Annotated in this window: 12 protein-coding genes; 7 read left to right on the forward strand and 5 right to left on the reverse strand. The window is 54.5% G+C overall.

Annotated features, from left to right (window positions below):
* Positions 1 to 13: 13 nt before the first annotated feature.
* On the reverse strand, positions 14 to 844 hold the full coding sequence (locus AC07P6_RS01645) for a glycerophosphodiester phosphodiesterase (protein WP_182235210.1): 831 nt from the start codon (positions 842 to 844) through the stop codon (positions 14 to 16).
* 215 nt (positions 845 to 1,059) lie between these two features.
* Between AC07P6_RS01645 and AC07P6_RS01650 the strand changes: the two genes are divergently transcribed.
* The 4 genes from AC07P6_RS01650 to AC07P6_RS01665 are packed head-to-tail and all read left to right on the forward strand — an operon-like array spanning position 1,060 to position 4,917.
* A complete protein-coding gene (locus tag AC07P6_RS01650; RefSeq protein WP_478315523.1) occupies positions 1,060 to 2,127 on the forward strand; it encodes an ABC transporter ATP-binding protein in 1,068 nt (355 codons plus the stop codon).
* Positions 2,124 to 2,990 (forward strand): ABC transporter permease, encoded by an 867-nt coding sequence (locus AC07P6_RS01655; RefSeq protein WP_182235208.1) that lies wholly within the window; start codon positions 2,124 to 2,126, stop codon positions 2,988 to 2,990. Before AC07P6_RS01650 ends, AC07P6_RS01655 begins: the two co-directional genes overlap by 4 nt.
* Entirely contained in the window at positions 2,987 to 3,823 is an 837-nt protein-coding gene (locus tag AC07P6_RS01660) for an ABC transporter permease (RefSeq protein WP_110274846.1), read from the forward strand. The genes AC07P6_RS01655 and AC07P6_RS01660 overlap by 4 nt, the downstream gene beginning before the upstream one ends.
* A gap of 20 nt (positions 3,824 to 3,843) precedes the next feature.
* Entirely contained in the window at positions 3,844 to 4,917 is a 1,074-nt protein-coding gene (locus AC07P6_RS01665; RefSeq protein ID WP_478315524.1) for an extracellular solute-binding protein, read from the forward strand.
* A 35-nt stretch (positions 4,918 to 4,952) separates the two neighbouring features.
* Here AC07P6_RS01665 and AC07P6_RS01670 read toward each other — a convergent pair whose 3' ends face one another.
* Positions 4,953 to 6,152, reverse strand: coding sequence for an NAD(P)/FAD-dependent oxidoreductase (locus AC07P6_RS01670; RefSeq protein WP_478315526.1), 1,200 nt, complete (start codon positions 6,150 to 6,152; stop codon positions 4,953 to 4,955).
* 233 nt (positions 6,153 to 6,385) lie between these two features.
* Here AC07P6_RS01670 and AC07P6_RS01675 point away from each other — a divergent pair, with 233 nt between their 5' ends.
* Entirely contained in the window at positions 6,386 to 6,889 is a 504-nt protein-coding gene (locus AC07P6_RS01675; RefSeq protein WP_181484559.1) for an RrF2 family transcriptional regulator, read from the forward strand.
* 87 nt (positions 6,890 to 6,976) lie between these two features.
* On the opposite strand, the gene dtpB is transcribed toward AC07P6_RS01675, so the two are convergent.
* Together dtpB and uspA are read right to left on the reverse strand one after the other, a co-directional pair.
* The gene (gene dtpB, locus AC07P6_RS01680; protein ID WP_478315527.1) at positions 6,977 to 8,449 is read right to left on the reverse strand and encodes a dipeptide/tripeptide permease DtpB; all 1,473 of its coding nucleotides are present in this window, start codon (positions 8,447 to 8,449) and stop codon (positions 6,977 to 6,979) included.
* A 263-nt stretch (positions 8,450 to 8,712) separates the two neighbouring features.
* Positions 8,713 to 9,150: a universal stress protein UspA gene (gene uspA, locus AC07P6_RS01685; RefSeq protein ID WP_004126268.1), complete on the reverse strand. Its 438-nt coding sequence runs from the start codon at positions 9,148 to 9,150 to the stop codon at positions 8,713 to 8,715.
* 380 nt (positions 9,151 to 9,530) lie between these two features.
* Here uspA and uspB point away from each other — a divergent pair, with 380 nt between their 5' ends.
* Positions 9,531 to 9,866: a universal stress protein UspB gene (uspB, locus tag AC07P6_RS01690; RefSeq protein WP_110274851.1), complete on the forward strand. Its 336-nt coding sequence runs from the start codon at positions 9,531 to 9,533 to the stop codon at positions 9,864 to 9,866.
* A gap of 69 nt (positions 9,867 to 9,935) precedes the next feature.
* On the opposite strand, the gene pitA is transcribed toward uspB, so the two are convergent.
* On the reverse strand, positions 9,936 to 11,432 hold the full coding sequence (gene pitA, locus AC07P6_RS01695; RefSeq protein WP_304253995.1) for an inorganic phosphate transporter PitA: 1,497 nt from the start codon (positions 11,430 to 11,432) through the stop codon (positions 9,936 to 9,938).
* A gap of 230 nt (positions 11,433 to 11,662) precedes the next feature.
* On the opposite strand from pitA, the gene AC07P6_RS01700 reads away from it, so the two are divergent.
* Positions 11,663 to 12,856, forward strand: coding sequence for a BaiN/RdsA family NAD(P)/FAD-dependent oxidoreductase (locus AC07P6_RS01700; RefSeq protein ID WP_478315528.1), 1,194 nt, complete (start codon positions 11,663 to 11,665; stop codon positions 12,854 to 12,856).
* The last annotated feature ends 25 nt before the right edge of the window (positions 12,857 to 12,881 follow it).

Below are 12,881 nucleotides of genomic sequence, written 5' to 3' on the forward strand. Positions count from 1 at the left end.
CTTAATTTTTTATCTAATCCCAGCGCAGTCCGGCCTCTTCAATCAGCCCCTGCAAATACGGAATATCATCGTGGCTGAGCATATCAATCAGCCCCGCCTGCATCCAGCCGATAATCACCGGACGGCTGTCGCAGCCGAATTTATAGTCGTACTGCTCCAGCGGCGTCATGCCGTTTTTCATTTCATGCAGATACATCCGTACGCCCAGCCCCGCCTTTTTGTAAGCCCGCAGATCGTCAACGTGGGCAAATTCGTACTCAAAACAGACACAGCTGGCATGGGACTGCTGCACTGCCGCCAACTGGTCATTGTAACGCTCCAGCGTCACTACCTGTAACGCCAGCTCCGGGATTTGCGCCTTCACTCGATTTATCAGTACATGATTGAAACCCAGCAGCTGGATATGGCCAATTGTTTCCGGCATGGCGCGCAGCAGCTGTACCAGCACCGCGACGAACTCATCATGACGGCGGCGTTGTTTCACTTCAACTATCAGCCCCATATGGTTCTCCATCGCCCAGCGCAGCACGTCCGCCAGCAGTGGGATGCGAGTCCCGCTAAACGCAGGGTGATATTTCACGCCAAAGTCGCTCTCCAGCAGCTGAGGATAAGTCAGCTGTTCGACAAATCCCTGCCCGGTAGAAACCCGGTCGATGCGGTGGTCATGGGTCACGACCAACTGATTATCTGCCGTCAGGTGGATGTCTATTTCGATGCAGTGTGTACCCGCCTGGCGGGCGGCTTCAAAGGCCGGAAAGGTGTTCTCCGGCGCACAGCTGGAATACCCGCGATGACTGTTGGCCAGCACAATACCTTCTGCCGCGCGGTGAAAAGTAAACGCCATCTTCTTTTCCTCTCGAATGTAAGATGGTTATTAACTTTACTACTTAAATTTAAATGTGAAAGATGTTTTTATCTTCTCATGTTCAATATGTTGTTTTGTATGTATTTAATTTGATATTCAGATCATTTTTCAGCTTTGAAGATCTGCGTCACATAAATTTAATGTTTAGTATGTAAATTTAATAATCATCTTTTTAATCGACGGAAAACAGACTCATGTCAAAACTGGTTCTGGAACAGGTAACCAAAACGTTTGGTGATTTTTACGCCGCCAGAGAGATTTCGTTCTGCGCGGAAGAGGGGGAGTTTGTCACCCTGCTCGGGCCGAGCGGTTGCGGCAAAACCACCCTGCTCAAAATGATCGGCGGTTTTCACCAGCCGGACAGCGGGCGCATTCTGATTGGCGATAAAACGGTTAATGCCCTGCCGCCGGAAAAGCGCAACACCGCCATGTGCTTCCAGTCCTATGCGCTGTTTCCGCACCTCAACGTGGCGCACAACATCTGCTTCGGCCTGAAGCAGAAAAAGGTCGCCATCGGTGAACAGCAGGCCCGGCTGGCGGAGGCCCTAAAGCAGGTCGGGCTGGAAAGCCAGCGGCTAAAAATGCCCGCCCAGCTCTCCGGTGGTCAGCAGCAGCGCGTGGCGCTGGCCCGGGCGATGATCACCCGTCCGGACGTGATCCTGTTCGATGAACCGCTCTCCAACCTTGACGCCAAGCTGCGTGAAAGCGTGCGTTTTGAAATCAAAGAGTTGCAGCGGCAGTACCGGCTCACCTCGATCTACGTCACCCACGACCAGGCGGAAGCGCTGGCGATGTCGGACAAAATCGTGGTGCTGAACGCCGGCAACGTCGAGCAGATCGGCAAGCCGGAAGAGATCTACTACCGTCCGGCAAACCGTTTTGTGGCGGACTTTATCGGTGCCGCTAATATCGATACTGCGCAGGTCACGTCCGCAGAGCAGCCGGGTTACTACCGTGTACGCTGCGGCCTGGGCGAATTTTACGTGTTCTCAGACCAGCCGCCGCGCGCAGAGCATTGCTATATCTGCTGGCGGCCTGAAGACGCGCAGTACGTCACCCAGCCGCAGGCGGGCGGCAATCACTTCACCCTGACGCTCGATAAAATGGCCTTTATGGGCAACCTTACCGAAGCTTGGGGACACAACGACAGCGGGCTGTCAGTCCGTTTGCAGTTAATCAAAAAGCCGCCCATCGCCTCCGGCGAGCGCGCCTGCTTCCGTCTGGCGGAAAACGCCATTCATTTTCTGGAGCCGGTATCATGAAAAACTGGCGCAACGATGCGATCGCCTGGCTGCTGATGCTCAGCGGGCTGGGCACGATCCTGCTACTGATGGGATCGACTTTTTACGTGGTGATTGTCCAGAGCCTGGGCTGGTTTAACCTCGAAGGCGACAGCCATTTCTCGCTGGAGTACTGGCGCAATATGTTGCAGGACGAGGTGCTGCGCAGCGCTCTATTTTACTCGGTGAAGGTGTCGCTGTTGGGCGCGTTCGGCTCGGTGATTTTCGCGTATCCGCTGGCGCTGTGGCTGCGTAAACCAATGGCGGGTAAAGAGGGCATTATTGCGGTACTGCGCGCGCCGATGTTTATCCCCGGCCTGGTGGCGGCGTTCCTGTTCGTCAACATCGTCGCTTACCACGGCATCATCAACGAACTGCTGCTGGCGCTGGGGATTATCAGCGAGCCGCTGCGCATGCAGAACGACGATTTCGGCTGGGGCGTGGTGATCCTGCAAATCTGGAAGAATTTGCCCTTCGCCCTGATCCTCGTCGGCGGCGCGGTCAACGCTATTCGCAACGATGTGCTGGACGCCGCCAGCAATCTCGGCGCCAGCCGCTGGCGCAGTTTTACCGGCGTGGTGGTGCCGCTGACGCTGCCCGCCGTGCAGGTGACGCTGATTCTGGTGTTTATCGGCGCACTGGGCGACTTCGCCTTCTTCTCGGTGGCCGGGCCGCGCAATACCTACTCGCTGGCGCGCCTGATGCAGGCCACCGCCATGGAGTACGGCGAGTGGAATAACGCGGCGGTGATTGCGGTGATCATTATGCTCACGGCGGCCATCTGCACGCTGCTCATCGCCACCCTGATTACCCCGTTCGCCACCCGCAAAGGAGAGATCAAATGAGCCACACTACCAACGGTCGCCGGGTGGTGACGATTTCGCTGATCTTCTTCGTGGTCGCCAACCTGGTCTGGCTGGGCATGCCGTTCGGCATGGCGATCCTCTGGTCGCTGGTTGACCCGGCCCATCCGTGGAGCTACCCGGATATCTTCCCGCCCGTATTATCGTTCAGCCGCTGGCTGCTGGTATGGGAAAAGACCTCGCTTTCGGAGGCGCTGTTTAACAGCTACACCATCGCACCAGCGGTGGCGGTCGTTAGCCTGCTGCTATCGCTGCCCACCGCCTACGCCTTCGGGCGCATGACCTTTCGCGGCAAGGCGGTGGCGGAGATGCTGACGCTGATCCCGCTGGTGATGCCGGGGATGCTGATCGGCATATTCTTCAGCGCCATGCTTATCAATCTCAATATCGACAATGCCTTTATCAGCATTGTAATCGGCCATACGGTGCTGACGCTGCCCTATTCGATCCGCATTATGTCGGCAGGCTTTAAGGCGGTGCCGCAGGACCTGATCGACGCCAGCCGCGACTTAGGCTCCGGCGCGTGGGGCACGTTCTGCAATGCTTATCTGCCACTGCTCAAGCCAAGCTTTCTGGCCGCGCTGATTTTTTGTCTGGTGCGAAGTCTGGAGGAGTTCAGCATCTCATACGTGCTGGGCGCGCCGGATTTTATCACCGTCCCAACCATTCTTTATTCCTTCCTCGGTTACTCCTTTGTGCGCCCGGACGCGGCGGTGGTCTCGATGATTCTGGTGATCCCCAACGTCATCCTGATGGTCATCATCGAGAAGCTGCTGAAGGGGAACTATCTGTCGCAATCCACGGGGAAAGCCTGACCTTTAACAGGAGATATGTGATGAAAAAAGCAGTAATGATTCTGGCGGGCGGCCTGCTGTGCAGCTCGCTGGCGCTGGCGGCGGATAACAGCGACCTGATTGCCCAGGCGAAAAAAGAGGGCAGCGTGACCTTTAACGTCTGGTACCTGCAGCCGCAGTGGCGCAGCTTTGTGAAGGATTTTGAGCAGCAGTACGGCGTTAAGGTGCGCATTCCGGAAGGGAGCATCGACGGCAATATGAACAAGCTGCTGGCGGAAGCGGGCAAAGAGAAGGGCAAAATCGACGTCATCGCCCTGTCCGTGGCGCAGCTCCCGGTGACAACGGGGGCGAAAGCGCTGGCGAAGGTGGACGATCTGCCAGGCTATGGCGACGCCATTCACCAGATTCAGAACGTCGATACTCAGGGTTATGCCGTGGCGTTTTGGGGGAATCAGACCGGGCTGGTCTACGATCCGCAGCAGATGGGCGACCGGGCGTTACCGCAGACTATGGAAGACCTTCAGCGTTTTATCGATGCCAATCCAAAGCGCTTTGGCTATAACGACCCGAATAACGGCGGTGCGGGAGAAGCCTTTATTCAGCGTGTCGTTACGACTCAAAGCGGTGAGTTTGACAGTGAGTCGGCTACCGTTGATGCCGCAGTGGTAAAAAACTGGCTGAAGGGCTGGCAGTGGTTTGCCGTCAATAACGACAAAATCACCCGTACCGCTTCCGGTGCTGACAGCCTGACGCGCCTGAACGACGGCGAACTGATGCTGACACCTGCCTGGGAAGACCATCTGGCCGGGCTGCAAAAAACGGGAGCGATTACCTCACGGCTGAAATTTTATGTACCGGAATTTGGTATGCCCGGCGGCGGTAATGTCGCGGCTATTGCCGCCAACAGTCAACATCCGGCGGCATCGCGGCTATTCCTTAACTGGCTGATTCAGGCTGAGACGCAAAAAGCGCTCAGTAAGGCTTTCGGCTCCACACCGATGAACAAACAGGTCAGTCCGGACGTGAAACGCCCCGACACCGAGGTGCAATTTTACGGTAAGGCCTACAGTATGCAGATGAAGAAAGAGTTCGTACGCCAGGTGATGATGCAGTGAAGAATTCCCCTGCCGCTTTGGCAGGGGACGATCATTTATACAAACGGAGCCAACGGGTCGGCTATCTCGAACGCTACCGCTTTATCGGCTTTTGGCGGATAAATCAGCTCGCTGACGATCGACATCTTGAGCTTTTTCGCTTCGGCGCGCGTTAACTTCACCTGCTGATCCCAGCCTTCAGTGTACACAGCGCCCCATGCGCCCAGATCCAGACAGGTGACGTACATCTCCTGACGATACGGCAGCGGTTCAACGTTCAGCAGGCTTGCTGCCACATTGTTACCGGCAAATTTCCCCAGCAGGATGGCGTGCTGACAGGTCATCAGCGCGTGATTGCCCTTATCATCGGTGGCGGCGTAAGCCACATCGCCGGTGGCATAAATGTCTTCATGACCGACCACCTGAAGATTTGCATTTACATGCAGACGGCCCTGACGGTCGCGCGGCGCATCAATCTGTGCGGTCAGACCGTTAGCCTGAACGCCAACGGTCCATATGACCGTCTGTGACGCAATTGTCTGACCATCTTTCAGCGTCACGCCAGAGGCATCCACGCTCTCAACTTCGGAATTGACCATCCATTCTACGTTCAGCTCAGTGGAGGCCTCAGCAATCACATCGCGTAATTCCTGGCTCCAGCGAGCACCCGGCTGCGCACCACGTTCAACTACGACAACTCTGGTCTTAGCATCAGCGCCGAGGATGTCACGCAGACGACCCGGTAACTCCAGCGCCATCTCAATGCCGGTGAAGCCGCCGCCGCAGACGACAACAGTATTACGCGCCTTGCTCTCTGGCTGCTTAGCCAGGTCTTGCAGATGCTGTTCCAGCACGGCAGCGCTCTCAAGCTGATCGAGGTCGAAGGCATGCTCTGCGGCACCGGCGACCATACTGCGATTCACCTGGCTGCCGCTGGCCAGCACCAGACGGTCATAGCGATGCAGGCGCGTTTCACCGTGGGTATCTTTCCAGCTCACCTCTTTGGAGTCCGGAAGGATTTTCTCAACCGTGCCGCGCAGGAAGGTAACACCAGTGACGTCGAACAGCGGTTGCAGTGGCGCAACCAGCGTCTGAACGGCGCTTTCATAAAAACGTGGGCGCACACGCAGTTCAGGCTGTGGTGCAATCACCGTAATATCAATGTCCTGCTGGTTTTTATCCGCCAGACGTGCGGCGCTCAGCGCTGCCCACATACCGGCAAAGCCAGCCCCGATGATCAAAATTTGTTTACGCATCACTGTTGTTCTCGCTGTTCACTACGATTTATTTACTCGGATTATATTGATCGTAGTTAGTCAGTGCAATGTCATTTGAGATATCGGGAGCGGTTTTCGTCGTGATTTTTATTTATATAATTGATAATTATTAATTTAAATTTTATGTCTGTCCTGTCTTTTGCAATCTCTCTGGAATCGGGAGAGCGGAAAAGCTACAATAAACTCAGATTAATTTTGGCTGAGATAAGAGCATGGCATTCTACAGTTCTGGGGTTGAGTACGGCATCCATAGCCTGATGTGTATGGTGGACAGCAAAGGCGATGCCCGCGATATGAGCGTGCGTGAGATTGCCGACCTGCAAAGTGTGCCCTACGATTACCTGGCCAAAATCTTCACCCGTCTGTCAAAGGCTGGATTGGTGCGCAGCATCGAGGGTAAAGGCGGCGGTTTTCAGTTGGCGAAACCAGCTGAACACATTACGGTTCTCGACGTGGCAAACGCCATTGACGGTGACAAACGGATTTTTGAATGCCGTGAGATTCGCCAGCGTCTGGCGGTATTCGAAGAGCAGCCGCCGGAATGGGCCTGCGAAGGGATTTGCGGCGTGCGCTCGGTCATGGACATGGCGCAGCAGCGAATGGAAGAGGCTTTAGGCCAGCACACCATTCTCGATCTGGCGCGCAAAATGTACCGCAAAGCGCCGGATACCTTTGTGGTTGAAGTGCAGGACTGGATTGCTGCGCGAAAAGCGTAGTCGCAGGAAGCGCCCGACAGCGCAAGGCTAATCGGGCTTGTGAAATCCAGGCCGGATAAGGCGTTAGCCGCCGTCCGGCAATGATCATTACTGTTCGGTACTGGGTGTATTAATCATCCGATTCAGCCACGGCACCATCATTGCCATGACCACCGTTACCGCCAGCGTCACCAGACCGATTTTGCTGAAGACGTTGGTGTAGATAGGCAGCGTTTGTAGCGGGTCGGTAATATTGTCCGGCACGGCGGTGAAGGTGGCGACGTAGCCGCCCATCAGGAATGCGGCGGCCTGCGTCAGAAACCACATCCCGAGAATGAAGCCCATCAAATGCTGCGGTACCAGCGCAGCGACCATCGCCAGCCCCAGGGCGCTAATCAACAATTCTCCCAGGCTCTGGAACAGATAGACCAGCACGATAAACCACGGTGAAGTCAGCCCCTGAGCGTCGGCAAACCACATTCCTGCGGCGGCGGCTGTCAGAAAGCCGAGCGAGCAGAGAAACATGCCGAGCGTAAATTTCATCGGCATGGTCAGGTCTTTGCCTTTGTTACCCAAACGCGTGTAGATAGCGGCCAGAAGCGGGCTGGCAACCACCACCCAGAACGGGTTTAGCGCCTGGAAGCTGACTGGGTTAATGGCGAAACCGAGTATTTCATGATGGACGTTATTGATCGCAAAGAAGTTCAGAGAGGTCGGCATCTGCGCGTACAGAATGTAGAACAGTACGGCTTCCAGCATCAGGATAAACGCGACGAACATTTTGTTGCGCCCGGTTTTATCCAGCTTGAAGGCCTCGCGGAAGAAGAAAATCGTCACCACCAGGGAGAGGAAAATCAGCACCAGGTTAGCGATTTTAACGTTGTGCATCAGCCAGGCGCAGAGGTAAATCATGACCACCGTGCCCACCAGTACCAATAGCAGATTACGCAAATTCAGCGGCTTGTGGTCCGGCTCGGAACCAATGTCTTTCACCATTCCACGACAGGCGAAGTAAACCAGCAGAGCGACGATCAGCCCCGCACCGCACAGGTTGTAGGTCACCGCGTAGCCGTACTTCTCAGCAATGACCGGTGCCAGCGATAGCGACAGCAGCGAGCCAATGTTAATCGACATATAAAACAGCGTGAACGCGCCATCCAGGCGGGCATCTTTCGGCGGGTAGCACTTAGACAGCAGGCTTGCCGGGTTGGCCTTAAACAACCCGTTCCCCACCGCAATGGTCCCCAGTGCGATAAAAATCAGGTTGGGTTTTAGCAGCGACAGCCCGGTCATAAAGTAGCCAATCGCCAGCACGACCGCACCCAGAACCAGCGTGCGTTTGGTACCGAGCAGATGGTCGCCGACATAGCCGCCAATGGAAATCAGGCCATACACCAGGGCTGCGAACGCGCCGAAGGTAATAAACGCCTGTTCCTGGGAGAATCCGAGCTGTTTAACAAAGAAAACGGCCAGGATACCCTGAACGCCGTAATAGCCAAATCGCTCCCATAGCTCCACAAAGAAGATCATAAAGAATGGGCGAGGCTGTTGCAGTAAGCCTGTCGGTGCGGGTGAGTTCATCTTTCTTCGCCTTTTTATCCTGTCCGGAAAAGTATGAACGCGTATGCCAAAACGCGCTGAAAAAGTCTTATGGTGCGTAATGATGTGATTATTTTGTAAATTGATGGATTATTATATGGGTATAAAACGGTTAGATTGGTTGATCAATCTAACATTGTGCTAATTTTTTGGATTTATATTCTTTTGGTGGGTTGGCGAGTGGAGTGCGGCAGGAAGAAACAAAAACGCCCGCATATGCGGGCGTCGGTCAGCAGGGAAAACGGTTATTCGTCTTCTTCGTCGCGTAGCGGAACAATCAGCATATCGACGTGAACGGTATTGATCAGCTGGCGAGCGGAGGACATCAGCTTGCTCCAGAAGTCCTGATGATGACCGCAAACCACCAGGTCCATATCATATTTTTTAATCGCATCAACCAGCACCTGGCCGAGGTCGCCGCTGCCGCTCAGAGTCTCAGTAATCGGGTAACCTGCGTTGGTGGACAGTTCGCTTAACGCGTGGTGTGTCTCTTCGGAAATGCGTTTCTGCATGTCGCCCAGATTGACATCAATAAGCCCGGTGTAGAGATCGGAGTAATTCACATCCACGTGGATCAGGGAAACTTTTGCATTGTAGGGACGGGCCATAGAAACGGCTTTTTCTACCAGTACTTTGCTTTCCGGGGACAGGTCTACTGCAATGAGAATGTGTTTGTAAGCCATGGTGTTACTCCTTCCATAAGTTGTCGATGACCGTTGGACCTGACAGCCAGCGCTGCCGCTTCGCCCGCGTCCTGCGTACCACATGCGCGGGGGTTAGTCCTTAAGGACTTAATTGTAGAAGATATTTCTACCTTATAGCGCCCCTCGCGCTTCGTCAATCTACCTTGTTCAGCAAATAGTTAAACAAATATATCCGATTTATGCATTGATAACGGTTAACGTTGTGGTAAAAAAATTAACGGATCTCCTACACTATTTAATGAGCCGATCGAATAAATAAACGTGATCGGAATCGCACTCTTTTACTGTACAGTCAATTTGATATTGGGGAGCGGTAGTCCCGGAGAGATTCTCCGAGGGCGGGTCGCCGGGGAGGAGGTATGATCAGCACGATTGCGCTGTTTTGGGCCCTGTGTATCGTTTGTGTGGTGAATATGGCACGCTATTTTTCGTCACTGCGTGCATTACTGGTTGTGCTACGTGGTTGTGACCCTTTGCTCTATCAATATGTCGACGGCGGTGGTTTTTTCACATCGCATGGGCAGCCCAGCAAGCAGATGCGTCTGGTTTGGTATATTTATGCCCAGCGCTATCACGATCATCACGATGATGAGTTTATCCGTCGCTGCGAGCGGGTTCGGCGGCAGTTTATACTCACTAGCGCGCTATGCGGCCTGGTCGTTGTGAGTATGATTGCTTTGCTTATCTGGCATTAGTCCGGCTAAAACCAAAAAAAAACGGGCCAGTTTCCTGACCCGTTAGTATTTTTTGCGCGTGCTATCCGCTTAGATAATCTTCAGCGAGAGCCAGTACAGCGCGCCTGACAACAGAATCGCTGCGGGCAGGGTGAGTACCCAGGCCATCAGGATACTGGTGACGGTTTTCTTCTGCAGGCCGCCGCCATCAACGAGCATGGTCCCCGCAACGGAGGAGGAGAGCACGTGAGTGGTGGAAACCGGCATACCGGTGTAGCTCGCCAGACCAATCGATACGGCTGCGGTCATCTGGGCTGACATACCTTGTGCGTAGGTCATTCCTTTCTTACCAATTTTCTCGCCGATAGTGGTCGCCACGCGACGCCAGCCGATCATCGTACCGATACCCAACGCCAGAGCAACCGCCATGATAATCCAGATTGGCGCGTACTCGATGGTGCTAAGCATATCGGTTTTCAGTTTCTTCAGCAGACGCTTATCTTCGGCATTCACTTCCGGCAGCTTCGCCACTTTATCAGTGGTGTCGGAGATGCAGAGCATCACGCGACGCAACTGGCTACGCTGTTCAACGGAGAGTGTGTCGTAGCTTTCGGTACCGGTCAGCATCGTCTTCATGCGGTCAAGCGCGTTGATGGTGTTAGCCGGGTGGCAGTGGAATTCGCCGTTTGCTGCCGCACCGGCGTCCGGAGACGGGATAAGCTGCTCTGCGCCGGTCACTTTCTTCAACAGCTCAGGGCGCTGCTGGAAGAAGGTTTCCACGTTGTTGACCGCATCGCGGGTACGGGTGATTTCGTAGCCGGAAGCGTTCATGTTGACCACGAAGCCTGCCGGAGCGACGCCGATCAGAACCAGCATCACCAGACCAATGCCTTTCTGTCCATCGTTCGCACCGTGCGAGAAAGCCACGCCAATGGCTGACAGAATCAGCGCAATACGCGTCCAGAATGGCGGTTTTTTCTTACCGTCTTTCTTTTCACGTTCAGCAGGTGTCAGGTGGATACGAGCGCGTTTTTTGGTATTGCTCCAGTAACGACGCAGGATGAAAATTAAACCACCCGCAACCACCAGGCCAACGATTGGCGAGATGATGAGCGAGCCGAAAATACCCATGACTTTCGGGATATTCAGCGCGTCCACGACCGAGGTGCCGGTCATCAGCGCATTGGTTAAACCAATACCGATGATAGCGCCGATCAGCGTGTGTGAGCTGGAGGCCGGAAGGCCGAAATACCAGGTTCCGAGGTTCCAGATTATCGCCGCCAGCAGCATGGAGAAGACCATGGCGAGGCCATGTGCTGAACCCATGTTAAGCAGCAGGTCGGTCGGTAACATATGCACGATGGCATAGGCAACGCTAAGACCGCCCAACAGAACGCCGAAGAAGTTAAAAAGGGCCGCCATCGCCACAGCAAGCTGCGACCGCATTGCGCGTGTGTAAATCACAGTTGCAACAGCGTTTGCGGTATCATGAAAACCATTGATCGCTTCGTAAAACAGCACGAAAGCAAGAGCAAGCAATAATAATAGCCCGGTATGTAAATCCAGACCGGCAAATAAATGTAGCATAGGACGTTACGCCATTTTGAGGACATGAACGCGGCGCATTATCAGTGACTTTCGCGGCGCGGGCAAAGTGAAATATAGACTTTTTTTGATTTTCTTCCTGTTTAAGTTTTACCTTGTTGGGAGTATTCCTATATCTTTCAACGATGTACATAAGTGCAGTTTTTTTCCTGCTGGTGCGACCAGAGTGAAAAATTTACAATTCCCGACAATCGGGATATGAGGAATGTTGTGTGGAAAGGTTTGATGCCATCGTAATTGGCGCCGGAGCGGCGGGAATGTTTTGTGCAGCGCAGGCAGGGCAGGCGGGCTGCCGCGTGCTTTTGCTCGATAATGGCAAAAAGCCTGGCCGCAAGATACTGATGTCCGGCGGCGGGCGCTGCAACTTTACTAACATGTATATTGAACCCGCGGCATATCTCAGCCAAAACCCGCATTTTTGCAAATCTGCGCTGGCGCGCTACAGCCAGTGGGACTTTATCGACCTGGTTAGCAAACACAACATCGCCTGGCATGAGAAGACGCTGGGTCAGCTTTTTTGCGATGATTCAGCCGAGCAAATCGTTAACCTGCTGCTGGCTGAGTGTGAAAAGGGCGGCGTGCAAATTCGTCTGCGTACGGAAATTCTCAGCGTCGAACGTGATGACGAAGGTTACATGCTGCAGCTTAACGGCGACACGGTGGCGGCGAGAAAACTGGTGGTTGCTTCGGGTGGCCTGTCTATGCCCGGCCTGGGCGCTTCGCCGTTTGGTTACAAACTTGCCGAGCAGTTTGGCCTGAAGGTGCTGCCGACTCGCGCCGGACTGGTACCGTTCACCCTGCATAAGCCGCTGCTTGAACAGTTACAGGTACTGTCCGGGGTTTCGGTACCGTCAACCATTACCGCCGAAAACGGTACGGTCTTTCGCGAAAATCTGCTCTTTACCCACCGTGGGCTGTCCGGCCCGGCGGTGCTGCAAATTTCCAGCTACTGGCAGCCGGGAGAATTCGTCAGTATCAATCTGCTGCCGGATTGCCATCTTGATGAGTTCCTCGACGAGCAACGTGTGGCGCATCCCAATCAGAGCCTGAAAAATACGCTGGCGATGCAGTTGCCGAAGCGGCTGGTTGAGTGCTTGCAGCAATTAGGGCAGCTTCCGGACGTCACCCTGAAACAGCTTAATGTTCGCGATCAGCAGACCCTGGTTGAGACGCTGACCGGGTGGCGCGTTCAGCCGAACGGTACCGAAGGCTATCGTACGGCGGAGGTGACCCTCGGCGGCGTGGATACCAACGAACTCTCCTCACGCACCATGGAAGCCCGCAAGGTACCGGGGCTCTATTTTATCGGCGAAGTGATGGACGTGACCGGTTGGCTGGGCGGATATAACTTCCAGTGGGCCTGGGCGTCAGCCTGGGCGTGCGCGCAGGCGCTGGTTGAAGAGTAAGGGATGAGCCCGGCAGCTTTCACTA

This window comes from Klebsiella sp. GFKo11, assembly GCF_056490265.1.

Coding starts and splice junctions, on each gene's coding strand:
- AC07P6_RS01660 (WP_110274846.1), top strand. CDS start 2,987: ATGAGCCACACTACCAACGGTCGCCGGGTGGTGACGATTTCGCTGATC.
- uspA (WP_004126268.1), bottom strand. CDS start 9,150: ATGGCTTACAAACACATTCTCATTGCAGTAGACCTGTCCCCGGAAAGC.
- AC07P6_RS01665 (WP_478315524.1), top strand. CDS start 3,844: ATGAAAAAAGCAGTAATGATTCTGGCGGGCGGCCTGCTGTGCAGCTCG.
- uspB (WP_110274851.1), top strand. CDS start 9,531: ATGATCAGCACGATTGCGCTGTTTTGGGCCCTGTGTATCGTTTGTGTG.
- AC07P6_RS01650 (WP_478315523.1), top strand. CDS start 1,060: ATGTCAAAACTGGTTCTGGAACAGGTAACCAAAACGTTTGGTGATTTT.
- pitA (WP_304253995.1), bottom strand. CDS start 11,432: ATGCTACATTTATTTGCCGGTCTGGATTTACATACCGGGCTATTATTA.
- AC07P6_RS01645 (WP_182235210.1), bottom strand. CDS start 844: ATGGCGTTTACTTTTCACCGCGCGGCAGAAGGTATTGTGCTGGCCAAC.
- dtpB (WP_478315527.1), bottom strand. CDS start 8,449: ATGAACTCACCCGCACCGACAGGCTTACTGCAACAGCCTCGCCCATTC.
- AC07P6_RS01655 (WP_182235208.1), top strand. CDS start 2,124: ATGAAAAACTGGCGCAACGATGCGATCGCCTGGCTGCTGATGCTCAGC.
- AC07P6_RS01670 (WP_478315526.1), bottom strand. CDS start 6,152: ATGCGTAAACAAATTTTGATCATCGGGGCTGGCTTTGCCGGTATGTGG.
- AC07P6_RS01675 (WP_181484559.1), top strand. CDS start 6,386: ATGGCATTCTACAGTTCTGGGGTTGAGTACGGCATCCATAGCCTGATG.